At 46.6% G+C, this 25,584-nt stretch carries 27 protein-coding genes; 17 read left to right on the top strand and 10 right to left on the bottom strand.

What is annotated here, in order from left to right; translation table 11 throughout:
• Positions 1–19 precede the first annotated feature (19 nt).
• The 14 genes from ICN40_RS03700 (at position 20) to ICN40_RS03635 (ending at position 12,700) form a co-directional block, all read left to right on the top strand.
• Positions 20–214, top strand: coding sequence for a heavy-metal-associated domain-containing protein (locus ICN40_RS03700; RefSeq protein WP_072582998.1), 195 nt, complete (start codon positions 20–22; stop codon positions 212–214).
• Positions 215–280: 66 nt separating this feature from the next.
• Positions 281–928 (top strand): DUF47 domain-containing protein, encoded by a 648-nt coding sequence (locus ICN40_RS03695; RefSeq protein WP_072582997.1) that lies wholly within the window; start codon positions 281–283, stop codon positions 926–928.
• Between the two features lie 80 nt (positions 929–1,008).
• The gene (locus ICN40_RS03690) at positions 1,009–1,950 is read left to right on the top strand and encodes an anion permease (protein WP_370623997.1); all 942 of its coding nucleotides are present in this window, start codon (positions 1,009–1,011) and stop codon (positions 1,948–1,950) included.
• 130 nt (positions 1,951–2,080) lie between these two features.
• Positions 2,081–3,169 (top strand): iron-sulfur cluster carrier protein ApbC, encoded by a 1,089-nt coding sequence (apbC, locus tag ICN40_RS03685; RefSeq protein WP_216242232.1) that lies wholly within the window; start codon positions 2,081–2,083, stop codon positions 3,167–3,169.
• Between the two features lie 32 nt (positions 3,170–3,201).
• A complete protein-coding gene (locus ICN40_RS03680; RefSeq protein WP_308281763.1) occupies positions 3,202–3,717 on the top strand; it encodes a DUF3305 domain-containing protein in 516 nt (171 codons plus the stop codon).
• Complete coding sequence (locus ICN40_RS03675; RefSeq protein WP_216242228.1) at positions 3,717–4,283, top strand: DUF3306 domain-containing protein; 567 nt, start codon at positions 3,717–3,719, stop codon at positions 4,281–4,283. The genes ICN40_RS03680 and ICN40_RS03675 overlap by 1 nt, the downstream gene beginning before the upstream one ends.
• Before the next feature lie 11 nt (positions 4,284–4,294).
• The gene (locus ICN40_RS03670; protein ID WP_216242226.1) at positions 4,295–6,385 is read left to right on the top strand and encodes a 4Fe-4S binding protein; all 2,091 of its coding nucleotides are present in this window, start codon (positions 4,295–4,297) and stop codon (positions 6,383–6,385) included.
• On the top strand, positions 6,382–7,032 hold the full coding sequence (locus ICN40_RS03665; RefSeq protein ID WP_216121829.1) for a molecular chaperone: 651 nt from the start codon (positions 6,382–6,384) through the stop codon (positions 7,030–7,032). The genes ICN40_RS03670 and ICN40_RS03665 overlap by 4 nt, the downstream gene beginning before the upstream one ends.
• A 115-nt stretch (positions 7,033–7,147) precedes the next feature.
• The gene (locus ICN40_RS03660) at positions 7,148–7,369 is read left to right on the top strand and encodes a hypothetical protein (RefSeq protein ID WP_072582990.1); all 222 of its coding nucleotides are present in this window, start codon (positions 7,148–7,150) and stop codon (positions 7,367–7,369) included.
• Between the two features lie 55 nt (positions 7,370–7,424).
• Positions 7,425–10,403 (top strand): formate dehydrogenase subunit alpha, encoded by a 2,979-nt coding sequence (locus ICN40_RS03655; RefSeq protein ID WP_216242224.1) that lies wholly within the window; start codon positions 7,425–7,427, stop codon positions 10,401–10,403.
• Positions 10,404–10,430: 27 nt separating this feature from the next.
• The gene (gene fdh3B, locus ICN40_RS03650; protein WP_215321733.1) at positions 10,431–11,087 is read left to right on the top strand and encodes a formate dehydrogenase FDH3 subunit beta; all 657 of its coding nucleotides are present in this window, start codon (positions 10,431–10,433) and stop codon (positions 11,085–11,087) included.
• Positions 11,087–11,323, top strand: coding sequence for a hypothetical protein (locus ICN40_RS03645; RefSeq protein WP_215321734.1), 237 nt, complete (start codon positions 11,087–11,089; stop codon positions 11,321–11,323). Before fdh3B ends, ICN40_RS03645 begins: the two co-directional genes overlap by 1 nt.
• Positions 11,324–11,370: 47 nt before the next feature.
• Positions 11,371–12,426: a formate dehydrogenase subunit gamma gene (locus ICN40_RS03640; RefSeq protein ID WP_216191140.1), complete on the top strand. Its 1,056-nt coding sequence runs from the start codon at positions 11,371–11,373 to the stop codon at positions 12,424–12,426.
• A 10-nt stretch (positions 12,427–12,436) separates the two neighbouring features.
• A complete protein-coding gene (locus tag ICN40_RS03635; RefSeq protein WP_215321736.1) occupies positions 12,437–12,700 on the top strand; it encodes a hypothetical protein in 264 nt (87 codons plus the stop codon).
• Here ICN40_RS03635 and ICN40_RS03630 read toward each other — a convergent pair whose 3' ends face one another.
• Together ICN40_RS03630 and ICN40_RS03625 are read right to left on the bottom strand one after the other, a co-directional pair.
• Complete coding sequence (locus tag ICN40_RS03630) at positions 12,701–13,408, bottom strand: ATP-binding cassette domain-containing protein (RefSeq protein ID WP_216242222.1); 708 nt, start codon at positions 13,406–13,408, stop codon at positions 12,701–12,703.
• A complete protein-coding gene (locus tag ICN40_RS03625; protein WP_215321738.1) occupies positions 13,401–14,096 on the bottom strand; it encodes an ABC transporter permease in 696 nt (231 codons plus the stop codon). The genes ICN40_RS03630 and ICN40_RS03625 overlap by 8 nt, the downstream gene beginning before the upstream one ends.
• A gap of 266 nt (positions 14,097–14,362) precedes the next feature.
• Here ICN40_RS03625 and ICN40_RS03615 point away from each other — a divergent pair, with 266 nt between their 5' ends.
• Positions 14,363–15,115, top strand: coding sequence for an endonuclease/exonuclease/phosphatase family protein (locus ICN40_RS03615; RefSeq protein ID WP_216242219.1), 753 nt, complete (start codon positions 14,363–14,365; stop codon positions 15,113–15,115).
• A complete protein-coding gene (gene cls, locus ICN40_RS03610) occupies positions 15,112–16,590 on the top strand; it encodes a cardiolipin synthase (RefSeq protein ID WP_216242217.1) in 1,479 nt (492 codons plus the stop codon). The genes ICN40_RS03615 and cls overlap by 4 nt, the downstream gene beginning before the upstream one ends.
• On the opposite strand, the gene ICN40_RS03605 is transcribed toward cls, so the two are convergent.
• The gene (locus ICN40_RS03605; protein WP_216121837.1) at positions 16,587–17,771 is read right to left on the bottom strand and encodes a CaiB/BaiF CoA-transferase family protein; all 1,185 of its coding nucleotides are present in this window, start codon (positions 17,769–17,771) and stop codon (positions 16,587–16,589) included. The genes cls and ICN40_RS03605 overlap by 4 nt on opposite strands.
• A gap of 12 nt (positions 17,772–17,783) precedes the next feature.
• The gene (locus ICN40_RS03600; RefSeq protein ID WP_216242215.1) at positions 17,784–18,953 is read right to left on the bottom strand and encodes an acyl-CoA dehydrogenase family protein; all 1,170 of its coding nucleotides are present in this window, start codon (positions 18,951–18,953) and stop codon (positions 17,784–17,786) included.
• 156 nt (positions 18,954–19,109) lie between these two features.
• Here ICN40_RS03600 and ICN40_RS03595 point away from each other — a divergent pair, with 156 nt between their 5' ends.
• The gene (locus tag ICN40_RS03595) at positions 19,110–19,613 is read left to right on the top strand and encodes a YqaA family protein (RefSeq protein ID WP_216242213.1); all 504 of its coding nucleotides are present in this window, start codon (positions 19,110–19,112) and stop codon (positions 19,611–19,613) included.
• Here the strand turns inward: ICN40_RS03595 and ICN40_RS03590 are convergent.
• From ICN40_RS03590 to ICN40_RS03565, 6 genes are all read right to left on the bottom strand, one after another.
• On the bottom strand, positions 19,610–20,314 hold the full coding sequence (locus ICN40_RS03590) for an ABC transporter ATP-binding protein (protein ID WP_072582978.1): 705 nt from the start codon (positions 20,312–20,314) through the stop codon (positions 19,610–19,612). The two genes, ICN40_RS03595 and ICN40_RS03590, sit on opposite strands and share 4 nt — an antisense overlap.
• 14 nt (positions 20,315–20,328) lie before the next feature.
• Entirely contained in the window at positions 20,329–21,084 is a 756-nt protein-coding gene (locus ICN40_RS03585; RefSeq protein WP_072582977.1) for an ABC transporter ATP-binding protein, read from the bottom strand.
• Complete coding sequence (locus tag ICN40_RS03580; protein WP_072582976.1) at positions 21,084–22,043, bottom strand: branched-chain amino acid ABC transporter permease; 960 nt, start codon at positions 22,041–22,043, stop codon at positions 21,084–21,086. Before ICN40_RS03580 ends, ICN40_RS03585 begins: the two co-directional genes overlap by 1 nt.
• Positions 22,044–22,057: 14 nt before the next feature.
• Positions 22,058–22,912, bottom strand: coding sequence for a branched-chain amino acid ABC transporter permease (locus ICN40_RS03575; protein ID WP_255561117.1), 855 nt, complete (start codon positions 22,910–22,912; stop codon positions 22,058–22,060).
• A 117-nt stretch (positions 22,913–23,029) separates the two neighbouring features.
• Entirely contained in the window at positions 23,030–24,265 is a 1,236-nt protein-coding gene (locus ICN40_RS03570; RefSeq protein WP_255561116.1) for an ABC transporter substrate-binding protein, read from the bottom strand.
• 74 nt (positions 24,266–24,339) lie between these two features.
• Complete coding sequence (locus tag ICN40_RS03565) at positions 24,340–25,581, bottom strand: FAD binding domain-containing protein (RefSeq protein WP_216242209.1); 1,242 nt, start codon at positions 25,579–25,581, stop codon at positions 24,340–24,342.
• Positions 25,582–25,584: the final 3 nt, after the last annotated feature.

Genomic DNA, 25,584 nt, shown 5'->3' with positions numbered 1-25,584 from the left:
TCACAGCAAAAGGCCCTATATGTTGAGTTTAAAAGTTTCCGGAATGACCTGTGGGGGCTGCATTAATGCCGTCACTCGGGCAGTGCAGGCTCAGGACCCTCAGGCTAAAGTTCAGGCGGATTTGGCAGGTCAGACCGTCACTCTTGAAACTACTCTATCTGCTGCGCAGGCGAGTCAGCTCATCACAGATGCCGGCTTTCCAGTGATTCAATAGTAATTGTTTAGAATGTCGGCAAACATAACAAAACCCGTAGTTTTTGTTCCTAAAGGATCGTGATTTATGTTCTTCAGTAAGTTAATGCCTCACGATGGTAATTTCTTCGAGCTATTTAATGAGCACGCTAGCAATATCGTTTCCGCCTCCGAATCTTTTTTGAAGTTCGTTGAGTATTACAGTGATGAAACCTTGCGCGCTAAGTACACCCAAGAGGTAGATAAAGCTGAGCATGCTTGTGATGATGTTGTGAAAGAGGTGCATCGTCGTTTGCATAAGACCTTCATCACACCTATAGACCGCGACCAAATTTTTTCACTCATCAATACGATGGATGACGTAGCTGATTTATTGCAAAACGGCACTGAAGCAATGCACTTGTATGACGTGAAGCAAATGACGCCAGAGATGTTGCAAATGGCGGAGCTTTGCAATCAGTGCTGCATCAGCATGAAGAATGCTGTTGCTACATTAAAAGACATTTCTGATCCAGAAGTAGCTAAAGCAGCGTTAAAGACTTGTGATGAAATTGATCACCTGGAGTCTGGGGCTGATCGCCTACTATCTACTGCTATTACTAGGTTGTTCCGTGAAGACATCGAGGTGCGTGAGCTGATTAAGTGCCAGCGTATTTATGAGTTGCTCGAGGAAGTTACCGATAAATGTGAAGACGTTGCCAACTTGGTTGAAGGCATTGTTCTTGAAAACTCTTAAGGCGAATTAAGTTGCCAGCGACAGAAGTAGCCTTTTGGGTTGTAGCGCTATTAGTAGTGCTAGCTCTTGCATTTGATTTCATGAACGGCTTTCATGATGCTGCTAACTCTATTGCGACGGTGGTTTCTACTGGCGTTTTAAAGCCGCAACAGGCAGTGGTGTTCGCTGCCTTCTTTAACTTTCTTGCAATATTCATTTTCCATTTAAGTGTCGCTGCTACTGTGGGCAAGGGAATTGTGCTTCCTGCCGCGGTGGATCTCCACGTGATCTTTGGCGCATTGGTTGGCGCCATCATCTGGAACTTGGTGACTTGGTTCTATGGCATTCCATCAAGCTCTTCTCATGCTTTGATTGGTGGCTTGCTAGGAGCGGCGTTGCCTAAGGCGGGACTTGCCGGCTTAGTTTGGGCAGGTATTATCAAAACCGTTGCTTTTATCTTCATCTCCCCATTGGTTGGATTTCTTTTGGGCTCCTTGATGATGTTGCTGGTGTCATGGGTTTGCCGAAATGTCACGCTCTCTAAAACCGATCGCTGGTTCCGCCGTCTGCAATTGGTTTCTGCTGGCGCATATAGCCTTGGACACGGCGGTAATGATTCACAAAAAACGATTGGCATTATTTGGCTGCTACTCATCATTACTGGCTATACAGATGCCAGCGCAAGTATGCCGCCAATATGGACAATTGTTTGCTGCTATATCGCTATTGCGATGGGCACAATGTTTGGTGGTTGGAGGATTGTTAAAACCATGGGTCAAAAGCTGACAAAACTCAAACCAGTAGGAGGCTTCTGTGCTGAAACTGGTGGCGCCATTACTTTGTTTGCGGCAACAGCCTTGGGTGTTCCTGTTTCGACTACCCATACAATTACTGGGGCTATTGTCGGCGTTGGTTCAACTCAGAGAGCCAGCGCGGTGCGCTGGGGTGTCGCCGGAAACATCGTTTGGGCTTGGATCTTCACCATCCCAGCCACGGCTTTGATGTCAATGGCAGTCTATTACCTGAGTTTGCTGATTTTCTAATGCGGTAGACGGAAGGTGATCAAGGTCGCTTTCAGCAAATATTGGCAGCTACGAGTAAGCTAGCGCTAATTAAGAAAAATACTAAAAACCTAGAAGTCCATTCTAAGGTTATCCATATTAGGAGAATGTAGTGTCGGTTACACCAGAGTTGGTACAAGCAGCGCTAAAAAACTTAGTTGATCCCAATACGAAGATCGATTTTGTTACGGCAAAGAATATTAAAAATCTCCGCGTAGACGGCGGCGATATTTCTTTAGATATTGTGCTGGGATATCCCGCTAAAAGCCAGTTCGATTCGATTCGTAAATCGGTAATCAATGCCGTGCGTGAATTATCAGGCGTCAAAAATGTGAGTGTCAATATCTCTAGTCAAATCGTTGCGCATGCAGTGCAGCGTGGAGTGAAGTTATTGCCCGGCGTAAAAAATATTATTGCAGTGGCTAGCGGTAAGGGTGGAGTAGGGAAGTCCACAACAGCCGTAAATCTCGCCCTAGCTCTTGCTGCGGAGGGTGCGCAGGTCGGTATTTTGGATGCGGATATTTATGGCCCAAGTCAGCCAATGATGTTGGGTATTACCGGTAGACCGGACTCTATTGAAGAAAATACGATTGAGCCAATGGAGGCCTATGGTTTGCAGGCAAGTTCGATCGGTTTCCTGATTGATGACGACGCACCCATGGTGTGGCGTGGACCGATGGTGACTTCAGCCCTTGAGCAGTTGCTTCGCCAAACCCGTTGGCGTGATCTTGACTACCTGATCGTAGATATGCCGCCTGGTACGGGTGATATTCAATTGACCTTGGCGCAAAAGGTTCCTGTTACAGGAACAGTCATTGTTACCACACCTCAAGATATTGCTTTGCTAGATGCTCGCAAGGGCCTCAAGATGTTTGAGAAGGTCGGTGTACCCATCATTGGCATTATTGAAAATATGAGCACTTACGTTTGCACTCAATGTGGACACGAAGAGCACGTATTCGGTACTGGCGGCGGTGAAAAAATGTGTAAAGAGTACGCTGTAGATTTCTTGGGCTCCTTGCCCTTGAATCTTTCAATTCGTGAGCAGGCTGATGCTGGGCGCCCAACAGTAGTGGCTGATCCAGATGGCGCTATTGGTGCTATCTATAAAGGTATTGCTAGACAGGTAGCCATTCGTGTTGCTACTCTATCTAAAGACATGAGCAGTAAATTTCCGAACATTGTGGTTCAAAACACCTGAGGCTCTGAACATTTATGCGCTTTGCAGTGCTAATGCGTAAACAGAATATTGATAACCGATGGGTCTCGTTCCGCTGGGTGCCTCAGGAAGTATTGCCTGATTTTGGGCAATTTAATAGTCAACAAAGTAAATCCATTGCGGGTCAGTTTCTCGGGCGCGATGCTGATGGTGAATCCTGGCTATTCACAGGCTATGAGCTTGATCTCTTTCCGGATGAGGCTGAGGGCTACTACCTCAATGTTTCTGCTACAACGCCCGCATGGTTTGTCATGTGGCGCTTGGAAGAAGATATTGAGCGTTATATCGATGAGCAATCGCTTTCCTTGGCAAAATCTGAAGATTCCTTTGCAGTACCGCATCGCATTTGTGTCAGTTATAACGAAGCCGCTCGCTTGCTCGATGGTGGTGAGTCGGTTGATACGATACCGCTGAGTGAGCAGCATGCATCGTGGTTGCAAGAGTATGTCAATGACAACTATCGGCCGGAACCCAAAAAACGCCATAAGCCAGCTTCATTCAAGGGCGCGCAACGCCCTATGGAGGAATAATGGCTGATGGATTTCTGGGGCGTTGGTCTAAGCGTAAAGCTGGTAAAAAAGTTGTCTCGCCAGAAAAAAAAGTAGAGGTTCCTAAAGAGGTTGATCAGGCTCCACTCGTTGAGGGCGCTCAAGAGGCTGCACCTCCGCCAGCTACCCTAGAGGATGTAGTCAAGATCGATCGTTTCGATCCAGACTTTTCTGCTTTTATGAAGCCGGATGTAGATCCCGCTGTTCAGCAGGCTGCTCTAAAGAAAATGTTTACCGATCCCCATTTCAACATCATGGATGGATTAGATATTTATATTGATGACTACAGTAAGCCGGATCCACTGCCACCTGGAATGCTGGAGAGAATGGTGCAGAGCGATATGCTCAACCTTTTCCGCAAATCGAGCGAAGAGCTTGCTCCAGAATCCCAGCAAAGCATAAACCCAGGGCCTGACCTGCGTCTTGAGGCCGACACATTGGCAGTCGGACAGCAAACTGATTTAACATCCACACAACAAAAACCTACAGATCAGTTGGAAGAAGTGCCCAATAAGGCATCAATAGAGTCTGAACAGAAAAAAACCTAAGAAGATAGCGCATGAGTCAAAAATTAGTCTGCAACTGTAATGGCACCATGCCTTTGGATGCAAAAGCTATCGGGGTTCCGATTCATCAATCCTTGTGCAGGCAGGAGGTCGGCTCTTTTTTAAAAGCGCTAGATGGTTCTGATTCTCTGGTGATAGCGTGTACACAAGAGGGTGCACTTTTTAGTGAGCTCGCTGACCAAGCTGAAAAGCCATTAGTTGCGCCACTGCGTTTTGTCAATATACGTGAAGTAGCTGGTTGGACTCAAGAGGCTAAAACATCCGGACCTAAAATTGCTGCGTTGTTAGCTTTAGCTGACATGCCTGAGGCTGAACCTGTTCCTGTTGTGAATTATGAAAGCCAGGGACGATTATTAATTATCGGCGCTGGGTCACAAGCCATTCCTTGGGCTGAAAAATTAAGCCCATCATTAGATGTTTCTGTCTTATGTACGCAGCCCGGTGACTTGCCGCTGACCCGTAGCTACCCAATCTTTACTGGCGCAGTAACCAAGTTGGATGGTTATCTAGGCAACTTTTCAGTAAATTGGGATTTGCAAAATCCGATTGACCCAGAGATGTGTACTCGCTGTGGGGCCTGTGTTGAAGCATGTCCTGAAAGTGCCATTAATCTTTCCTTCCAGATTGATTTGAGTAAATGTAAATCCCATCGTGACTGCGTTACTGCATGTGCCAGCATTGGCGCCATTTCTTTTGATCGCAAAGAGCGTGAACGTAATTCAGAATTCGATTTAATTTTGGACCTACGTGTAGACCCCAAAATGCGTATGAGTCAAACGCCCCAGGGTTACTTCGCTCCCGGTGTTGATCCCCTTGAGCAGGCGCTGGCAGTTAATCAACTCTCCGAGATGGTGGGGGAGTTTGAAAAGCCTAAATATTTTGCCTATAACGAAAAAATTTGTGCTCATGGCCGTAATGGCAAAGTAGGTTGCAGCGCTTGTATTGATGTTTGTTCAACAGGCGCTATTGGTTCAATCTTTAAAAATGGCCAAGGTTCTGTAGAGGTCAATCCAAATCTTTGTATGGGTTGCGGAGCTTGTGCAACTGCATGCCCTTCCGGGGCAATGCGTTACAACTACCCAAGCGTTGCTCATCAGGGCAAAGAACTCAAAACGGTAGCGAGCGTCTTTACCGCCGAAGCTAAAAAGATTAATCAAGCGATGGCCCCCAGCTTGCTTTTGCATACCCTAAAAGCGGGTACGCAAATGATTGATGGCTTGGGCAGATCAGCGCATGTTATGTCAAAGCAATACGAAGGCCTCCCTGCATTTGTGACTCCTTATGGCATTGAGCATATTGCCTCTACTGGTTTGGACTTATGGCTGGGCGCACTGACGTATGGTTTTGCGGAAGTGACTTTGTTGTTAAGTGGAGACGAGGATCCTGCCTATCGTGCAGTACTTGAAGAGCAGGTAGTTTTAGCAAATAGCATTCTGAATGCGTATGGCTTTGACGATCGCATTCATCTGATCTTGGCTAGTTCTGCTGAAGATATGGCGACGGTGTCTAAAGCAATGGGCGTATTACGTCAGCGAGGAGCACTCAGTCCTATCTGCGCTCCTGCAAGTATTGGTTTATCGAATCAGAAACGCGAAACGCTTGAGGCAGTCTTAGAGCATTTGCAAAAACATGCGAAGACTCCGTTGCCGGAGATGGGCGTTGTACTTCCAAAGTCCTCCCTATTGGGTGGTCTAGCAATTAACAAAGATGCTTGCACCTTGTGCATGTCTTGCGTCAGCGGTTGCCCTGAAGGCGCGCTTTTAGACAATCCCGATGAACCCATTCTTTCTTTTATTGAGAAGCAGTGTGTTCAGTGCGGCATCTGCGTGCAAACCTGTCCCGAGAAGGCCTTAACCCTTATGCCTCGTTTGCAAACCGTTGAGCAACGCAAGCAACGGACTACCTTGAATGAAACCCAGGCATTCCATTGCATCAGCTGCGGCAAGCCTTTTGGAACACTTAAGATGGTTGATTTGATGCTCAGCAAGCTTGGTGCGCATGGTGCTTTTGCTGGAGCTGCAATGGATCGATTGAAGATGTGTAGTGATTGTCGAGTGGTAGATATGGTGAAAAAAGAAACATGAGCGAAATTGCGAAAGAAGCAGCAAAAGAGAATCTATCCGCCGAAGTAGGCGATGTAGGCTTGCCTGAGGATTTGGCTAGGGCCGATTTATATGGCTTGATCGCCCGCTTTTTTCAGATGCCGCCCGATCAAGAGCTTTTAGATCAAATTGCCGCTACCGCCGATCAACAAGATGCTGCCGATGAGGCGCCCTTGGCTAAGGTTTGGATGGATGTAGTGGAGGTCGCTAAAAATAATCCCGCTAAAGCTTGGCATGATGAGTTTGATTTGAATTTCATCAGTGTTGGTAAGCCGAATGTCATTTTGAATGGCTCCTTTTACATGGCAGGCCATCTAAATGAAAAGCCCTTAGTAAATATTCGCAAGGCTTTAGAGGGTTTTGGGCTTGAGGCCGCAGAAGAGGTGACTGAAACTGAAGACCATATCTCGGCCCTCAGTGAGGTCATGCGTTATCTCATTGCGGGGGATGACGTGGAGATCTCAAACCTTACAAATCAAAGGGTTTTTTTCAATGAGCATATTCGTCCCTGGTATGACGAATTTTGCGATGCTATAGAAGGCATACCGGAGATGCATCTGTATCACCCAATCGCAGCCTTAACTAGGGAGTTTCTAGCAATCGAAGGGCAAGGCTTTGACATGATTTGATGTTGCATCGCAATATAAATATTGCCTTAATAACTAATAGTTACACCAATATGTCAAAAATGCGATTTCCTATTACACTTGATGCAAATCAAGAATAATCCGATAGGAGCATGCAATGACCACCAAATCCAAGGTTGCTTTAAGCGAAGAAAACAAGCCGTCGCGCCGTAAGTTCTTTATTGGTGCAAGCGCTGCAGTTGGAGCTGTCGCTGTAGTGAGCCAAACTCCAGTTGGCAAAGCAGTTATCCAAGAAATTACTGGCGCTAAAGCGGTGCAAGATGTTGGTCAAACGATGACTGCTCACATGCGCAAGTACTACGAATCCACTCTGATTTAACAATCTTCGCTTCACTGTTTCTAAATAAATATAAAAACTTTCTCAGGGACATCATATGAGTCTGACTCGTAAATCCAATACCCCACAAAGCAGTCGTTCCACATCGCGCCTGATCGGTAGTCTGTCACGCGGCTTAAAAGCTGCTGTTCCAACGATGGATCGCCGCACATTCCTTAAGCGCTCGGGTGTAGGAGTTGGCGCTGGTATCGCTGCTAGTCAATTAAGTTTTGTTCAAAAAGCATCTGCTGAGCAAAGCAAGGCAATGCTAGATGGCAAGGGCACGATTGAGGTTAAGAGATCTATTTGTACCCATTGTTCTGTGGGCTGCGCTGTAGATGCCACCGTTGAGAATGGCGTATGGGTCCGTCAAAACCCAGTATTTGATTCCCCAATTAACATGGGTGCTCACTGTGCTAAAGGCGCTGCCTTGCGTGAACACGGACATGGTGATTACCGTTTGCGTTACCCAATGAAGTTGGTTGATGGAAAGTACCAACGCATTTCTTGGGATCAAGCCTTAACTGAAATTACCGCTCAGATGAAGGATATTCGCCAGAAATATTCTCCGGATGCAATGTTCTTCATCGGCTCCTCCAAACACAATAATGAACAGTCCTACTTACTCCGTAAGTGGGTCTCTTTCTTTGGCACAAACAACACAGACCATCAAGCTCGTATTTGTCACTCCACAACAGTAGCGGGTGTTGCAAACACCTGGGGCTATGGTGCGATGACCAATAGCTACAACGACATGATGAATGCCAAGGCTGCTTTGTACATTGGTTCAAATGCGGCTGAAGCACACCCAGTTTCGATGTTGATGTTACTGCACGCAAAAGAAAACGGTTGCAAAGTGATCGTTGTAGATCCACGTTACACCCGTACTGCTGCTAAGTCAGACCAGTACATCCGCATTCGTTCTGGTACGGACATTCCTTTCTTATTCGGTATGCTTTATCACATCTTTAAAAATGGCTGGGAAGATAAGAAGTACATCAACGACCGTGTTTATGGCATGGAAGAGATTCGTAAAGAAGTGATGGAGAAGTGGGCGCCTGCTGCAGTTGAGGAGGCTTGTGGTGTGCCTGAGGCTCAGGTTTACCAAGCTGCTAAAACTATGGCAATGAATCGTCCTAGTACCGTTGTTTGGTGTATGGGTCAAACCCAGCACACTATCGGTAATGCGATTGTGCGCGCCTCTTGTATTTTGCAATTGGCTTTAGGTAACATAGGTAAGTCTGGTGGTGGTACTAATATTTTCCGCGGTCACGATAACGTTCAGGGTGCTACTGACGTTGGCCCTAACCCAGATTCATTGCCGGGTTACTATGGTTTGGCTGCTGGCTCATGGAAGCACTTCTCAACAGTTTGGGGTGTTGACTATGAGTGGATTAAAGGTCGTTATGCGCCTGACATGATGGAGAAATCCGGCACTACTGTGTCTCGTTGGGTTGATGCTGTTCTCGAGAAGAATGACATGATCGACCAGCAGACTAACGTAAAAGGCTTGTTCTTCTGGGGTCATGCACCTAACTCACAAACGCGTGGCCTCGACATGAAGCGTGCGATGGATAAGTTGGATCTCTTGGTAGTGGTTGATCCATATCCAAGTGCTACTGCTGCAATGGCAGCAATGCCTGCTGCAGAAGGACAAGCGGTTAATAAGAATCGCAATGTGTACTTATTGCCTGCAGCAACGCAGTTTGAAACTTGCGGTTCAGCGACAGCTTCCAATCGTTCATTACAGTGGCGTGAGAAAGTAATTGATCCATTGTTTGAATCTGTTCCTGACCACGTGATCATGCAGGCTTTTGCTGATCGCTTAGGCTTCGGAGAAGAGTTGTCTAAGAATTACAAAATGCTTAGTTCCAAATTTGCCGGTAAGCAATGGAAAGAGCCGCAAATTGAAGACATCCTGCGCGAGATTAATCGCTCTTGCTGGACCATTGGATACACAGGTCAAACTCCTGAGCGCCTCAAGGCTCACATGAGAATGGTGGCAACCTTTGATCCGAAGACCTTGAAGTCTCGTGGTGCTGTTGATCCAGTTACTGGCTATGACACTACTGGCGACTACTATGGCTTGCCTTGGCCTTGCTACGGTACAGCAGCTATTAAGCATCCTGGCTCACCAAATCTGTATGACACAAGTAAGAGCGTGATGGAGGGCGGTGGTAACTTCCGCGCTAACTTCGGTGTTGAGCGTGATGGCGTCAGCTTGCTTGCTGCCGATGGATCCCACTCTAAGGGGGCTGCAATTACTACCGGCTACCCAGAGTTTGATCACGTGTTTATGAAGAAATTAGGTTGGTGGGATCAGTTAACTGAAGACGAGAAAAAACTCGCTGAAGGTAAAAACTGGAAGACTGACTTATCTGGTGGTATTCAGCGCGTGGTAATGAAGAATGGCTGTCATCCGTTTGGTAACGCCAAGGCGCGTGCGGTGGTTTGGAACTTCCCAGACCCAGTTCCAATTCACCGTGAGGCGCTCTACAGTACAAACGCTCCAATGATGCGTAAGTACCCAACAGCTGCCGATAAGAAAAACTTCTGGCGCTTGCCAACCCTCTATAAAACTGTTCAAGATCAAAACTTGAATCAGAAGTTATATGAGAAGTTCCCAATCATTCTGACTTCAGGTCGTTTGGTTGAGTACGAGGGTGGTGGTGATGAGACTCGTTCCAACCCATGGTTAGCAGAACTCCAACAAGAAAACTTTGTGGAGATTAATCCTAAGGCTGCAGCAGATCGTGGTATTAAGAACTGGGATTATGTTTGGGTGAAATCGCCAACGGGTGCCAAGATTAAGGTGCGCGCATTAGTGACTGAGCGTGTTGATCAAGGAACCGCGTTTGTACCATTCCACTTTGCTGGCTGGTGGCAGGGCGAAAATATTCGCAAGTACTACCCAGAGGGTGCTGCGCCGATAGTTCAGGGTGAAGCGGTTAATACTGCAACTACTTATGGTTATGACATGGTGACGATGATGCAAGAAACGAAAACCACAATGTGTCAAATCGAGAAATTTGCCTAAGTCAAAAAATAAGGTCAGGAGAACACAATGGCAAGAATGAAATTTATTTGCGACACGGAGCGATGCATTGAGTGCAACGGTTGTGTCACAGCCTGTAAGAATGAAAACGAAGTACCTTGGGGTGTTAATCGTCGTCGCGTTGTAACGGTGAATGACGGCATCATTGGTCAAGAAAAATCAGTTTCAGTTGCTTGTATGCACTGTAGCGATGCCCCATGTATGGCCGTATGCCCAGTAGATTGTTTCTACCGCACGGACGAGGGTGTTGTTCTGCACGATAAAGATATCTGTATCGGTTGCGGTTACTGCTCTTTTGCCTGCCCATTTGGCGCGCCTCAGTTCCTCAGCAAGGGTGCTTTCGGCTCCCGCAGCAAAATGGATAAGTGCACATTCTGTAGTGGTGGCCCAGAAGAAAACGGCAGCGTTGCAGAGTTTGAAAAATATGGCCGTAATCGTTTGGCAGAAGGCAAGTTACCGCTTTGCGCTGAAATGTGTTCTACCAAGGCATTGATTGGTGGCGATAGTGATGTCATTAGCGGCATCTTTAATAATCGCGTTGCTACCCGTGAGAAGAATGGCAAGTATCCAGGATCCAAAGCCTTTGGTTGGAATACTGCTTACGGTGGACCAGATGTCCCAGCGCCTACACCAACGCCTGCTGCAAAGATTCCAGGAGCTCAATAATGAAAGTCAATTTCAAAACTCTCGGCTTGTGTTTTGCAGTAGCTGCTTTCTTGGGGGCTTGCTCTGAGCCGCCAGAAATTGCTGCTAAAGCTGCTAAGCGTCCAGATGTAGCTCCTTATATGGGCGCTAATGATGGATTTATGACTAAGAATTGGACGCCAGGCAATCTGGCTAGTTGGACCGAGTCAATTGACAAGCGCAATCAAGGTCAAAACGAATACAGTCGCGTTAAGTGATCAACTAAATAACAATAAATAAAACGAAAACGTTTAAGGACATGTGTATGAAACGATCATTTTCTAAAGTTCTACGCACTTTGGTGGTGGCTGTAGGTTTGTCACTAACTCTAGCGAGTGGTATGAGCTTTGCTGAACGTGCACCGATGGCGCCTTTGCCTTCTCCTAGTGGAGTAGACGTGCCTCCTGCATCTGTGCCGGCAAATCCAAACGCTTTGGCCAATGGCACTCAAGCGCAGGCTCAGCCAGCTAATCCATCCATTTTCACGGCGCCAAACAGTGATCCACAAAACTACGTCAGTATTCCGGATAAACAAGCAGGTGTTTTAATCCAGCGTGCTGGTCAAGAATGGCGCGTAATTCGTAACGGCATCATTACTGTATACGGAGGCTGGTTGTTGGCGATTGCCTTCTTTGGCATTATTGCTATGTTCACCATCAAAGGCTCAATCAAACTACACGAGCCATTGTCAGGCATTAAAGTAAAGCGCTTTAGTGCATTGGACCGCATCACTCACTGGGTTATGGCCTTTAGCTTCCTGGCCTTAGCGTTTACTGGTTTGATGATTTTGTATGGCAAATATTTTGTAATGCCATTGATGGGCGGTGTCGCATATGGATCCTTCTTGTTTGTTTGCAAGAATATTCATAATTTTTCCGGCCCATTATTTACCCTAAGCATTGTGATTTTCTTCTTGCTCTTTGTCGGTAAAAATATTCCAGAAAAAGGCGATCTCAACTGGCTGTTAACTTTCGGTGGAATGTTTAGCGGCAAGCATGTGCCTGCTGGCTTTTTCAATATGGGTGAGAAGTTTTGGTTCTGGTTCGGTATGACTTTCTTAGGCTTAGTAATTTCTGCCTCAGGATTTGTGCTCGACATGATTGTGCCGTTTATGCAGATAGAGTACCTGCGTGGCACGATGCAAATCGCCAACATCATTCACAGTAGCGCTGCAATCTTGATGACTACCATGGCGATGGGCCATATTTATATCGGCACCATTGGTATGCAAGGTTCAATCGATGGCATGAAGACCGGCTATGTAGATGCTACTTGGGCTAAAGAGCACCATGAGCTCTGGTATGACAAACTGAATAAATAAGGATAAGGCCATGAAAAGAATCATTGCTCTTACGTTTTGCGCATTTGCTGCCTCCTCGGTACTTGCGACTTTGCCACCATTGAGCCCAGAGGCACAAGAGGCTGCTAATTTGGCTAAAGCTAAAGCCGCTTATGGGGACAAGGTTGGCGCATATAAATTGTGTTTAGTCCAAAATAAGGTGGCAGATCAATTTAAGGTCTCTGGAACTCCAGCGCCAGCAGCGTGCACTGCACCACCACCATTTACTCCGCCTGTTGCAGCTGTTGCCAAATAATTAGGTGGAAAGTAATTCTTGCCGTAAGTAGCGTTTAGCTGCTGGAGTTTGAGGATTGCTAAAGAAGGGGCCTACGGGTCCCTTTTCCTTTATTTCCCCTTGGTCAATGAAGATAATGTACTCAGCTAGTCTTTGTACTTGGGCAAGTTGATGGGATGAAAAAATCACATCTACCCCCTGACGGTCAAATTGACGAATCAGCTCTTCAACCTGTTCGGTAGTCTTGGGGTCGAGATTGGCAGTAGGCTCATCTAGTAGAACCAAATTGGGTTTTTGCAGAATAGCTCTTCCAAGGCAAACCTTTTGTCTTTCGCCTGCGGATAATTTATGCGCTGGGCTCTTAGCTAGCTCGCTTAAGCCTACTTGCTCAATCACAGAGTCTATATCAGCATTCGTAATGGACGCGTCCGCATCACAAACTATTGCGATATTTGTTTTTGCTGAGGCTTTGATCATCGGGGTGTGATGTAAAACCAAAGCCGTTTTTGTTTTAAACGAGTAACTCACTGTTCCGCCATCTGGCTTAACGAGCCCATCTAGAAGTTTCAGAAGAGTAGTTTTGCCAGCGCCATTGGGGCCAATACAAGCAGTAATTCTGTCTGCTGGAATGAGGGCGTGCTGGATATTCAGAATGGTTCTGCCATTGCTTTTGACGATGATGTCTTTGAGCTCAATGAACTTTTCAAAAGTTTCCATTGCATTAACCATAGCGATGCTCCGCAATTTGGCGAACTGCAAAGGTAAATAAATTGGCCAGAAGAACAATGGCGAGCAAGACGATGCCAAGGGCAAGGGCTAAAGGTAGGTCGCCTTTGCTAGTCTCCAGCGCAATCGCAGTTGTCATTGTTCTGGTGGAATGATCAATATTGCCACCAACAATCATGACCGCTCCAACCTCGGATATGGCTCTAGCTAGGCCGGCAAGCACGGCAATGGTCAGCGAGAACCGGCAATCCCATATCAGCCATTTAAAGCGGGAAAGGGGTGGCAATTTAAGGCTCAGAAAGGAATCGCGATGTATTTTCCAGGAGTCCTCCAGGATTTGGCGGCTAAGGGCTGCGATTAAAGGGGTTGTGAGCAATGTTTGAGCCACAGTCATACCCTTTACTGTAAATAGCCAGCCCCACATGCCAAGGGGCCCTGTACGTGACAGCATGAGATATACCAATACGCCAACTATGACTGTAGGCACACCCATGAGGGTGTTCAGGATCACAATGATGGTCCTTTTGCCCGCAAAACGTTCGGTGGCCAGAAGGGCGCCAATCGGTAGACCCAAAAGCGTTCCAACCAGAAGGGCGGTAAGGCTGACCTGTAGAGAAACCCAGACGATCCCCATTACACCGCCATCGAGGTGGGCTAACAAGGAAAGGGCATCTTGAAAAGCTTTTAACATGCGCCTGATTCTATCAAGGCAATGGCAAAATGACTGTAATGAAATTGATTTCCCTATTTTTGACCTATGGCTGAAGTGGTGTGCCTCTGCAATGAGGTCCTCGACGTGGATTTGCGCGAATATTTAGATACTCACCCGATAGACTCGATTGACGAGTTGCGGGAGCGGGCATCCATTTGCAATAAATGCATGCAGTGTCAAGATTTAGTCGAGAGCGAAATCTACTTGGCGCGCGTTCGACGTCAACGTGCCGCAGGTCAGTTTTAATGAGTCCTAATAAAACTTCTCGTTTCACGGTGCTGAGTATGAATGTCCATAAGGGGGTATCTCCCTTACATAGACATTCCACGATTTACCAGCTGCGTGAAAAAATGCGTAGTCATCACCCAGATCTACTTTTCTTGCAGGAGTTGCAACAGGAGCATCGTGGTAGGGTGCGTCGTTTTACTCAATGGCCTTTAGCAGAGTTGACTCACTTCCTTTCGGAGGGATTTTGGCGCGATTGGCATTATGGAAAAAATGTTGAGTATCTCGATGGACATCATGGCAATGCCATCCTCTCTAAGCACCCTCAGCAAAAAGGAAATAACTACGATATTTCAGCATACCGCTTTGAGAGTCGCGGTCTTCTACATAGCGTTACTACTTTGGATGGTATGGATCAACCCATTCATTGTTTCTGTGTACATTTGGCGCTTTTCGAAGGAGGTAGAGAGCGACAGCTGGAGGCCATCATTGGACATATTCAGGATCTCACCCAAAATGGACCTACGATCGTGGCGGGAGACTTCAATGATTGGCGCAATCGGGTAAGCGCCCCCATGAAGGCTGCTGGCTTCGATGAGGTGTTTGAATTACTGACCGGCTCCCCGGCAAAAACATTTCCTAGTGTGAAGCCGTTGCTTGCAATGGATAGAATTTATGTTCGAGGAATAAAAGTACATTCAGCAGAAATTTTGCATGAATGGTTAACGTTATCAGATCACCTAGGTATTACTGCTGAATTGGAACTTGAATGAATGATTTATTAGGCATTTTTATTAATACACAATCTCCTTTTAATTTGAGATTGATTTTATTAATCCATTTCTTATTGGTAACGTATTTTATTCTCCTTATTATTTCTGTAAGAAGGCCTGTTGGCGTAGCTTTTGCATGGATATTTATTGTGATGACGTTCCCGCTGCTGGGAATAGGTTTGTATATTTTGATTGGTGAGCGCCCAGTTGGAAGAGTCTTGACTCGAAAAATTATTCGGATGAATCGCGAATACCAGGAAACTACTGAGCTGATGAGGAGGCAATTTATTGGCGATAGAGAGAAATTGCCAATGGAAGGTAGGGCCTTGAGCCTGCTTGCAGAATCTAAGAACGGCTCACCCGTGGTTGCTGGCAATAAGATTAAATTGCACACAGAATCATTAAAAATTCTACAAAATTTCATTGATGAAATTAACTCAGCCAAGAAAAGCCTCCATTTAGAGTTCTATATCTGGGCATTGGGCGGTGATGCCGATCGGGTTTGTGAAGCCTTGATAACCGCAGCCAAGCGTGGGGTTGCATGCCGCGTTTTGTTAGACTCGCTCGGAAGTAAAGATTGGTTTAAGTCTGCTTGGCCCAAACGTTTTAAAACGGCTGGCATTCAGGTCACTGAGGCATTGCCGATTCAGATTGGCCGTTTCCAGTTCCGCCGTGCAGATTTACGCTTGCATCGAAAAATATTTGTGGTGGACGGTTCTGTGGTGTGGACTGGCAGCATGAATATGGTTGACCCTCGTACTTTTAAGCAGGACTCTGGAGTGGGAGAGTGGGTTGATGCCATGGTGCGCATCGAGGGCCCAGTTGCATCTCAGTTTGAACTTACGTTTTCCTTAGACTGGAGTATTGATAACCCTAAAATTACCCACTTCAATGATCGTGAGCCACCAGTATCGCCACATGAAGGTGGTGTTTTAGCTCAGGAGTTTTCATCTGGCCCGGTATACCGAGACGATATTCTTTATCAAGTACTCTTGTCGGCCATTATGGATGCTAGACAGGAGTTAACCATTACTACGCCATACTTTGGCCCAGATGATGGTTTACTTCAGGCATTGATGGCGGCTGCGGCCCGTGGAGTAAACGTTACGCTGATCGTTCCCAAATTGAATGATTCCAAATTGGTTGCCTGGAGTAGTAGAAGTTTCTATGGCGATTTAATGAATGCAGGCGTCAAAATCGCAGAGTTCCATGGGGGGCTCTTACATACCAAGAGTTTGCTGATCGATAAACGGATTGCAATCTTTGGTTCAGTGAATTTTGATCAACGTAGTTTGCGACTCAACTTTGAAATTAGCTTGATTGTGTATGACGATGACTTCTGCGCCAATCTAGAAAGGCTGATTCAGTCCTACTTAGCGCAATCAGATTACGTTGATCCTAAGGCCTGGGCGAAGCGCCCGCGCTGGCATCGCTATCTTGAAAATGCAGCGCATCTTACTTCGCCGCTGCTTTAAATCGCGCCACTTGCCCTCATGCTGGCAATATCAGTCTCGTCCAGCCCTAATTCTTTAAGGATGGAGTCGGTATGATCTCCAACCGCTGGGATGGGATCCATACGATAGTCATAGCTACTATTTAAGCCGGGGGGCAGTAGGGCTGCAATCGCACCGTTGGGGGTATCTACCTCAGTCCAGCGATTACGCGCTTTAAGCTGCTCATGCTTCCAAAGACCCTCCATATCATTGAGGTGGGCATTTGCAATCTGTGCCTTTTCTAGTCTTGTAATTAATTGCTCGGAAGTAAGCTTGCTAAAGCAAGCGTCAATAATTTCTAAAAGCTCAGTGCGCTTTTCATTGCGCTTAAAGTTACGATCAAAGCGTTCATCTTGGGCAAGCGCAGGGTTTTCTAAGACGGTTTCGCAAAATTGCACCCACTCACGTTCATTCTGTAAGCCCAGCATGACCGTCTTACCATCACCAGCCTTAAAGGGGCCATATGGATAGATGGTGGCATGGGAGGCGCCATTGCGTGGTGGCGGCTCTGCGCCTTTGTAGGCGTAGTACAGAGGAAAACTCATCCATTCAGTGAGCGACTCGAGCATAGAGATATCGATGACAGATCCTTTACCTGTTTTTCCTCTTTGCAAGAGGGCCGCCAAGATATTGGTATAGGCATACATGCCGGCTGCAATATCAGCAATCGAGTTTCCCGCTTTGCTAGGGGTTTCAGGTGTACCCGTGACCGATAAGAATCCGGCCTCACTCTGAATAAGTAAGTCGTAAGCTTTTTTATCTCGATAGGGGCCGTTATTGCCGTAGCCCGAGATATCACACAGAATGAGTTTTGGATTGTCTTTCTGCAAAATCTCGGCTGTGAGTCCCATACGTGCAGCAGCACCTGGGGCAAGGTTTTGTACTAAGACATCTGCCGTCTTTAGTAATGTCTTAAGCGCTGCAATTGCTGATGGCTGCTTAAGATCTAGCGTCAAACTTTCCTTAGAGCGATTGACCCAAACGAAGTGAGAGCATAGCCCATCTACCTGCGTGTCATACCCTCTAGCAAAGTCACCTCCACCAGGCCTCTCAACCTTAATGACTCTTGCCCCTAAGTCTGCTAATTGGCGTGTGCAGAAAGGTGCTGCTATAGCATGCTCTAGAGAAACAACGGTAATGCCATCCAATGGACGAATGCTCATATTAATGTCTTCTTAGAAAGATCTTGGAAGACCAAGAACATGTTCGGCAATATAGGAATAAATTAAATTCGTTGAAATAGGTGCCACTTGATAGAGGCGAGTTTCTCTAAATTTACGCTCAACATCGTATTCATTGGCAAAGCCGAAGCCACCATGGGTTTGTAAGGAGACGTTTGCTGCTTCCCAAGATGCTTTGGCCGCTAGGTATTTGGCCATATTAGCCTCTGGACCACAGGGTTGGTGATTGTCAAATAACTCGCATGCTTTAAAGCGCATGAGATTTGCGGCTTCGGTTTCAATATAGCTATCCGCAATCGGAAATTGAATCCCTTGGTTTTTACCAATTGGGCGATCAAAAACGACTCGGTCATTAGCATAGCGGCGGGCGCGATCAATAAACCAGTAGGCGTCACCAATACATTCAGCAGCGATCAAGACTCGCTCGGCATTCAAGCCATCCAAAATATATTTAAATCCTTGACCTTCGGTGCCAATGAGATTCTCTGCAGGGATTTCTAGGTTATCGAAGAACACTTCGTTAGTTTCGTGGTTCACCATATTAGCGATGGGTCGCACTTCCATGCCTTTGCCAATGGCGTCAGCGAGATTAACGATAAAGATCGACATGCCTTCTGACTTGCGTTGTACTTCACTAAGTGGAGTAGTGCGCGCCAGCAAAATCATTAAGTCAGAGTGCTGAATTCTGGAGATCCATACCTTTTGACCATTCACTACGTACTTGTCACCTTTTTTAACGGCAGTTGTTTTTAGTTTGGTGGTATCTGTTCCTGTGGTGGGCTCTGTGACTGCCATGCTTTGAAGACGTAATTCACCCGAAGCAATTTTGGGAAGATACATTTTTTTCTGAGCATCTGAGCCATGGCGAAGTAGGGTGCCCATGTTGTACATCTGTCCGTGACATGAACCTGAGTTACCCCCAGAAAAATTAATCTCTTCCATGATTACGGAGGCTTCCGCTAAGCCTAAACCAGAGCCAGCATATTCTTCTGGAATTAAGGCAGCCAGCCAGCCAGCCTTAGTCATCGCATCCACAAAAGCCTCTGGATAACCTCGTTCGTGATCAATCTTTTGCCAATAGGCGGAATCAAAAGAGCCGCAGAGATCACGCAATGCTTCACGGATTTCTTGATATTGGTCTGGCTTGGGAATAGGGTGATTCATGAAAGTCTCAATTTATAGGCTTTATGGTGTATTTACCGTTTCAAGCATTAGTTTAAGCAAGATTTGAAATTCCTGGAGATTGGCCAAAACAAGGCAAAATAGACTGATTGGGGTTAATGAATCCCTAGAAGGCATTACATAAGGGGTATGCGTTTTATGGAGCACGCACTTTCACATTTTTTTAGCTGGTTTGGAATGCCTTCAGTTGGCTTACCTGCGGTGTTTATCAGCGCTTTTGTTTCAGCAACTTTATTACCGGTTGGTTCGGAGCCAATTCTGTTTGGTTACACCGCCTTGAATCCAGATTTATATTGGGTTGCAATTTTTGTGGCCGCTGTTGGAAATACCTTGGGGGGCATGTTCGACTGGTGGCTTGGTCTCATTGCCCGTAGAAGTATGAAGTCTGTTGGTGAGCCAAAAAATGAACGCCTCAAAGATTGGCTAGAAGCTTGGGGTCCAAAAATTCTGTTACTTTCATGGCTGCCTGGGCTTGGTGATCCCCTATGCCTTGCCGCTGGATGGTTGAAACTTGCTTGGCAACCTTGCATAATTTATATGTTCATTGGCAAGTTGCTGCGCTATCTGACCTTAACCTGGTTGCTGACTTTGGTGCCAGATAGTTTTTGGCACCAGTTGGGTCACTGGCTACATCTCATCTAAACGGCGCAATACTTCTGCTGAACCTCATCATTGTTCAAGAGGTTCTGTGCAGTGTCATGAAAAACAATCTCACCCTGATCGAGAATATAGGCCCGGTCAGAAATTTTCAGAGCTTGTTGAACGTTTTGCTCAACCAGGAGAATGGTTAGACCTTCTTGCTTTAGTTTGGCAAAAAGCTCAAACATCTCTTCAACCAAGACTGGCATGATGCCTTCTGAAGGCTCATCAAGCAGAATGACTTTAGGTTTGCCAATCATTGCTCTGGCAATGGCAAGCATTTGTTGCTCACCTCCGGACATCGATGTGCCGTCTTGATGTAAACGCTCTTTCAGTCTGGGGAAGGTTTCGGCAATCTCATCAACTAATGCACTCATGTCGCCTGAATTCTTCTTGGCGATCACCCCAAGCTCTAAGTTTTCTTTGACGGTCAGCCCAGGAACAATGCGACGATCCTCTGGAACATATGCCAGGCCTAGATGAAAGCGCTCATGAGCGGGTAAATCTAAAAATGAAGTGCCATCAATGGATGCTTTACCTTGGCGTTTAGATAGCAGGCCCATTAGAGAGCGTAGGGTGGTGGTTTTGCCAGCGCCATTACGACCCATCAAAGTAACGATCTCTCCTTTATTTACTTCCAGTGAGACGCCTTGCAATACGTGACTACGGTCATACCAAGCGTTTAAGTTTTCAACACGCAACATAGTTTGCTTTCTGTTTAACCTTGACCTAGGTACACACGACGTACCTCTGAATTATTTTGGATTTCTTCTGGAGTGCCTTCTGCCAAAAACTCACCATGGTGCAGCACGATGATGCGCTTGCAAAGACCCATGATGAGTTTCATCTTGTGCTCAACCAAAATCACTGTCCGCTCGCTAGCGAGTGTGCGAATCAATTCCATCATCACTAATGTTTCTTCTGGAGACATGCCAGCAGTGGGCTCATCTAGCAAAAGTAGGCTCGGGTTGCAGGCCAATGCCATCGCAATTTCAAGAGCGCGCTGCTGACCATGCGCTAAGTCACCTGTTTTCTTATTCCGTAAGTGCTCCAGATTGACTCGATGCAGCAATTCATCGGCAATCTCAATTGGCTTTGGATAGCTTTGCGCATTCCGGAGGAAGTTGTAACGTGCTGTTTCCATCTGTGCGGCCACCCGGACATTCTCATGAACGCTGAGTTGCTTAAACACATTGGTGATCTGAAAGCTTTTAGAAATTCCGATGCGAGCAAATTCATGCTGCTGCATGCCGGTGATATCTTTGCCATTAAATAGAATTTGACCGCTCGATGGTGGAAACGCGCCACTCAAGACATTAAAGAAGGTGCTTTTACCTGCACCATTCGGGCCAATAATGGCCGTAAGTGTTCCAGGCATAAAGCTAGTGGATACGTCCTGTAATGCCTTGAACTTACCAAAGCTCTTGCTGACATGACGCGCTTCAAGAATAGGGGTTGTAGTTGCGCTATTCATTATTTCGAATCCTGATTAATTTGTAGCTTGCTCAGAATGGTTCCCCAGATACCTTTAGGGAAGAACAGCACAAAGAACATGAACACTAAACCAACGACAGCCATCCAATGCTTAGTGAAGGTGGTGACGACGTCTTCCAAGTAGAGCATGACTGCTGCGCCGATGAATGGGCCAAAGAAGGTGCCCATTCCACCAAGAATGCTCATCATGACCGCCTGACCAGACTGTAGGTAGTGCAGAGAATCAATCGGCACGATGGAGAGGTGCAGCGCGCGCAATGAGCCCGCTAAGCCACAAATTGCCGCTGACAATACAAAAACCAATAGTTTGGTACGGGCTACGTCAAATCCACAAGCTGCTGCGCGCTTCTCATTCTCGCGAATCGCCTCCATTACGGCACCTAAAGGTGAGCTTAGGATGCGGGAAATAAGCCAAATGGCAATCACCACAAAGAAAAGAATGATGTAGTACTTCACTAATGGATTTAAGAAGTCAACTGGGATGCCTAAGATGTTGAATTCATCTACGCGGACACCTCGTAAACCATTCTCACCACCAGTAAGGCTCTCTGCCTTATAGAAGATGTAGTACACAATTTGGCCAAGCGCTAAGGTCACCATGGAGAAGTAGATGCCACGAGTACGAATTGCAAGGAAGCCCATGATGAGGCCGCCAATAGCGGCGCCAATAACGCCCACCAGAATGGCAGCGCCCCAAGGTAGGCCATAGTGAACAATGGCTATGCCGGTGATGTAGCTACCAATGCCTAGGAAGGCTGCATGACCAAAGGATAGTAGTCCCATGTAACCAAACAGTAAGTTAAAGCCCATGGCGAATAAACCAAAGATCAAAATATTGATCGCCAGAGCTTCATACGGCATGATGAATGGGAAGATTGCTAAGAACAGCGTGCTAGCTAGTACGCGATGACGTGCAATAAGTTGGAAAAATGAATTCATAAATATTCGGAGCCTTAGCCCATCGCTCCTGCTTTACCAAATAAACCCTGTGGGCGAATTAACAGCACTACGGCCATCAGTACAAAAATGGAAAGCTCTGCTAAGTCGGGGAAGAAGAGGGAAGTCATGCTGTAGACCACGCCCACTAACAAGCCGGCTACCACTGCGCCAACTGGTGAGCCCATGCCGCCAACAACAGTCACTACAAATGATTCCGCCAGAATGGGAATGCCCATCTCTGGATTGACAGAGCGTGTTGGTGAGGCAAGAATTCCGGAAAGGCCGGCGATTGCGCAACCCAATCCAAAAACCAAAAGCCACACCTTGGCGATATCGACACCCAAGACCTTCACAATTTCTTGGTCGGCAGCGCCGGCTTTAATGATGAGGCCGTAACGTGTCTTTTGAATGAAGAACCAAACGCCTAAAATAACGACCGCAGTTGCTGCAATGAGGAAGAGGCGGTATTTAGGGAAGTAACCAATGCCTACATTCACTGTTCCGCCAAGACCTTCCGGGGTGATTGAGGGTAAGCCTTCGATTCCAAAGGTAACGCGCATTACTTCAATCAGGACGTATGACAGTCCGAAGGTGAGTAGTAAAGCGTAATCTAGCCCGCGTCCATAGAGTGGTCTGACCAAAAAACGCTCAGTGACAAGCCCTATGCCGCCTGTAAGCAATGGCGTAAGTACTAGGCTGAACCAAAAGCTTCCAGTGATGCCTAAGAAGTACACGCCTAAAAATGCGCCCACCATAAAGAAGGCGCCATGTGCAAAGTTCACCACGTTCAGCATGCCAAAAATGAGGCAAAGGCCAAGGGCTAAAAGTGCATAAATACTCCCTAAGGCGATGCCTGTAAGCAGTTGCATGCAAAGAAGTTCGAATGAAAGACCGGTCATAAATGTACTCAGAAAAAACTCCCCTTTACCAAATGGTGCGGGGGAGTGGATCAAGGTGAATGGGTCATCCACCTTGAAATTTTAAGATTAGGCTTTGTGACCTAGCTCCGCGCATGAACGCATATTTTTCTCGGTAGTAGGTTCGATTGTCAGAATATTAAAGACGTCATACTTATCTTTCATATTCTTAGATTTGGACTCTACGATGATGACGGTTTGCACGGCCTGATGGTCGCACTTACGATAGTACTCAGGACCTTTGTACCAGTCATACTTGAGGTTTTCCATTGCGGAAACTACTTTCAAAGTTTCTGTAGACTTGGCGATCTTAATAGAAGCCAATACACTCTTAACGCCTGCATAACCTAATGCACCATAGTCAGACGGTACTGAGCCGTTATACATTTTTCGGAAAGCATCGTTAAATGTTTTTGCAGTTGGGATGCGATCTTCTAGACCCCAGTAATAAGATGTGCCACCAATAATGCCTTCAAAGGCTTCTGGCCCACCTGCAAGGCGTGAGGTATAGAGGAGTACTGGCGTAACAATCTTCATGCTGGATTTAAGGCCAAAGTCAGTACATTGTTTTGCTGCATTGACCAAGTCGCGACCAAAGTTACAGAGCACCAAAATATCTGGATTCAAAGCTTTGATACGTGGCAAGAAGGCGGAGTAATCGGATGCGCCTAATGGGTGACGGATGTCAGCCAGGATAGTGGCACCCATTTCTTTGCCAGCACGCTCAAACGCACGCACCATTTCATGGCCGTATGCATAGTCAGCCGTTAAGAACACAATTTTTTTACCAAAACGTGGGATGGAGTAACGCGCTACAGCGCCAGCAGTCATCGTTGGGTTCAGGGCCTCGTGGAATGTATAGACGCTCCAGTCTTTCGCTTCGTTAATCGCATCGGATTGGCTGATGGAATTAAAGAGAACCTTACGCTCCTTACAAACGGCATTGATCGAGAGTTGGGTTGCTGCAGAAAGTGAGCCAACTACAAAGTTCACCTTGTCTTTTTCAATTAACTCCAATGTACGTGTTGCTGCTTCGCCAGGATTGAGTTTGTCGTCACGCACTAAGAGTTCTGCTTTGCGTCCATTAAAGCCGCCTGCATCGTTAAATTCTTTAATGGCTAATTCAGCAGCTTTCACCTGATCTTGAGCTTCTGCTGAGAAGGGCCCTGTCAACGGCGTCGGAAAGCCGATCTTGATAGTGTCAGCCTGAGCATTTGCTACGTTTAACCAAAGTGGGGTGCTTGCTGCTGCGGCTCCACCAATCAACATCTTGCGTCTCGTTTGATTCGTTACTTTTTGTTTCATGGTTGTCTCCTCCATATAAAACTTTGTTAAATAAGAATATTTTTTATTTTTTAAATCTTAACTGAATGCGCCATTTAGTGCGCAGATTCAGGCACTGCTTTCCCTTGAGCTAATAGATCGCTGATATCAATCGCAGTTTCCGCCATCACAGTATCGGCATTTCTTTTCAACTTCTCGTTATCCCTATTACCCTTGCTTCCTTGGGCTTGCATATAGCGACCCAAATACTGGGCTCTAGCCACTACTTGTTGACCTAGCTTTAAGCGCTCTTCGCTATATGCATTGAGTGCTGCTGGAGTAGCGCCATGGGCGGCAACATGCTTGGCTATCACAATAGCTTCATCACCAGCCTTAGTGACACCCATTCCTACGTGCGGTCTACCAACAAAAGCAGCATCACCCATGAGTGCGATTCTGCCAAAGACAATTTGTTCGGAGCGCACGTCATAAATGGCTTGTAAAAATGGTGCAGTTGTTTTTTCTAATATTTCTGAGTACTGTGGCGCCAAGATCTCCTGTGCGACTTTACGCATGTGGGCAATATGCTTCCAAGACACCTTGAGGGGCGGGATACCAGTGGGGTAATAATGACCATCATCGTCTGTCAGAAGGCTTATTAACTCTTCATGCTCTGAAGCTGGGCGATACCAAACAAAGTTATAGCGACGCTTTCCAGGGCGCGTGTCATTGCCAGAGCCAGCAACTGGGTAACCCAGCATTTGCTCGCCATTAGGCAAACAAAAGCCAAAGCGATTAAATAGAGTGCCCAAGGTGTTCCTTGATAGGCAGGCTTCGTCACATACGCCACGCCAAGCTATATAGCCGGCATATTCAGGTTGAATCTGTGGTGCGACTTGCGCTCGCACTGCAGAGCGTATGCCATCGGATGCAATGAGTAATTCAGCATCATATTGGCTGCCGTCTTCACAAAGCACCTGTACAGCGTGCGCATCTTGGGTGGCCGACTTTACTGTCTTGCCTTGAAGGTAGCGCTCGCTTGGAAAGCTTTCTTTGAGCATGTGATACAGGCGACTCCAAGAGGTTAATACTTGAGGTAATTCCATTTCGCCCAAGCTTTGACCGTCAGCACCCAAAGTGACGCGCTTAGTCACAGGTACGCCGAGTGTTTCGTCAACAGTCACTCCAGCAGCGCGTAGCGCTTCAGCCAAAGCATCATGGGTCACAATGCCAGCGCCACGACCGTCTAAGGATCCAATAGTCTTTTCTAGCAAAGTAACGTCATGCCCTTGGCGCAGCAAAATATTTGCCACAAACAAACCGCCAAGAGAGCCGCCTACAACTAGAATTTTTGCCATCAA

The sequence above is a fragment of the Polynucleobacter sp. Fuers-14 genome (assembly GCF_018882045.1).
Lineage (GTDB): Bacteria > Pseudomonadota > Gammaproteobacteria > Burkholderiales > Burkholderiaceae > Polynucleobacter.
This window is presented reverse-complemented; position numbering and strand designations above follow the sequence as displayed.

Coding starts and splice junctions, on each gene's coding strand:
- ICN40_RS03605 (WP_216121837.1), bottom strand. CDS start 17,771: ATGAGCATTCGTCCATTGGATGGCATTACCGTTGTTTCTCTAGAGCAT.
- ICN40_RS03600 (WP_216242215.1), bottom strand. CDS start 18,953: ATGAATCACCCTATTCCCAAGCCAGACCAATATCAAGAAATCCGTGAA.
- ICN40_RS03660 (WP_072582990.1), top strand. CDS start 7,148: ATGACCACCAAATCCAAGGTTGCTTTAAGCGAAGAAAACAAGCCGTCG.
- ICN40_RS03595 (WP_216242213.1), top strand. CDS start 19,110: ATGGAGCACGCACTTTCACATTTTTTTAGCTGGTTTGGAATGCCTTCA.
- ICN40_RS03570 (WP_255561116.1), bottom strand. CDS start 24,265: ATGAAACAAAAAGTAACGAATCAAACGAGACGCAAGATGTTGATTGGT.
- ICN40_RS03590 (WP_072582978.1), bottom strand. CDS start 20,314: ATGTTGCGTGTTGAAAACTTAAACGCTTGGTATGACCGTAGTCACGTA.
- ICN40_RS03665 (WP_216121829.1), top strand. CDS start 6,382: ATGAGCGAAATTGCGAAAGAAGCAGCAAAAGAGAATCTATCCGCCGAA.
- ICN40_RS03580 (WP_072582976.1), bottom strand. CDS start 22,043: ATGAATTCATTTTTCCAACTTATTGCACGTCATCGCGTACTAGCTAGC.
- ICN40_RS03690 (WP_370623997.1), top strand. CDS start 1,009: ATGAACGGCTTTCATGATGCTGCTAACTCTATTGCGACGGTGGTTTCT.
- ICN40_RS03640 (WP_216191140.1), top strand. CDS start 11,371: ATGAAACGATCATTTTCTAAAGTTCTACGCACTTTGGTGGTGGCTGTA.
- ICN40_RS03680 (WP_308281763.1), top strand. CDS start 3,202: ATGCGTAAACAGAATATTGATAACCGATGGGTCTCGTTCCGCTGGGTG.
- ICN40_RS03635 (WP_215321736.1), top strand. CDS start 12,437: ATGAAAAGAATCATTGCTCTTACGTTTTGCGCATTTGCTGCCTCCTCG.
- cls (WP_216242217.1), top strand. CDS start 15,112: ATGAATGATTTATTAGGCATTTTTATTAATACACAATCTCCTTTTAAT.
- ICN40_RS03675 (WP_216242228.1), top strand. CDS start 3,717: ATGGCTGATGGATTTCTGGGGCGTTGGTCTAAGCGTAAAGCTGGTAAA.
- ICN40_RS03655 (WP_216242224.1), top strand. CDS start 7,425: ATGAGTCTGACTCGTAAATCCAATACCCCACAAAGCAGTCGTTCCACA.
- ICN40_RS03585 (WP_072582977.1), bottom strand. CDS start 21,084: ATGAATAGCGCAACTACAACCCCTATTCTTGAAGCGCGTCATGTCAGC.
- ICN40_RS03575 (WP_255561117.1), bottom strand. CDS start 22,912: ATGCAACTGCTTACAGGCATCGCCTTAGGGAGTATTTATGCACTTTTA.
- ICN40_RS03615 (WP_216242219.1), top strand. CDS start 14,363: ATGAGTCCTAATAAAACTTCTCGTTTCACGGTGCTGAGTATGAATGTC.
- fdh3B (WP_215321733.1), top strand. CDS start 10,431: ATGGCAAGAATGAAATTTATTTGCGACACGGAGCGATGCATTGAGTGC.
- ICN40_RS03670 (WP_216242226.1), top strand. CDS start 4,295: ATGAGTCAAAAATTAGTCTGCAACTGTAATGGCACCATGCCTTTGGAT.
- ICN40_RS03565 (WP_216242209.1), bottom strand. CDS start 25,581: ATGGCAAAAATTCTAGTTGTAGGCGGCTCTCTTGGCGGTTTGTTTGTG.
- ICN40_RS03630 (WP_216242222.1), bottom strand. CDS start 13,408: ATGGTTAATGCAATGGAAACTTTTGAAAAGTTCATTGAGCTCAAAGAC.
- ICN40_RS03700 (WP_072582998.1), top strand. CDS start 20: ATGTTGAGTTTAAAAGTTTCCGGAATGACCTGTGGGGGCTGCATTAAT.
- ICN40_RS03695 (WP_072582997.1), top strand. CDS start 281: ATGTTCTTCAGTAAGTTAATGCCTCACGATGGTAATTTCTTCGAGCTA.
- ICN40_RS03645 (WP_215321734.1), top strand. CDS start 11,087: ATGAAAGTCAATTTCAAAACTCTCGGCTTGTGTTTTGCAGTAGCTGCT.
- ICN40_RS03625 (WP_215321738.1), bottom strand. CDS start 14,096: ATGTTAAAAGCTTTTCAAGATGCCCTTTCCTTGTTAGCCCACCTCGAT.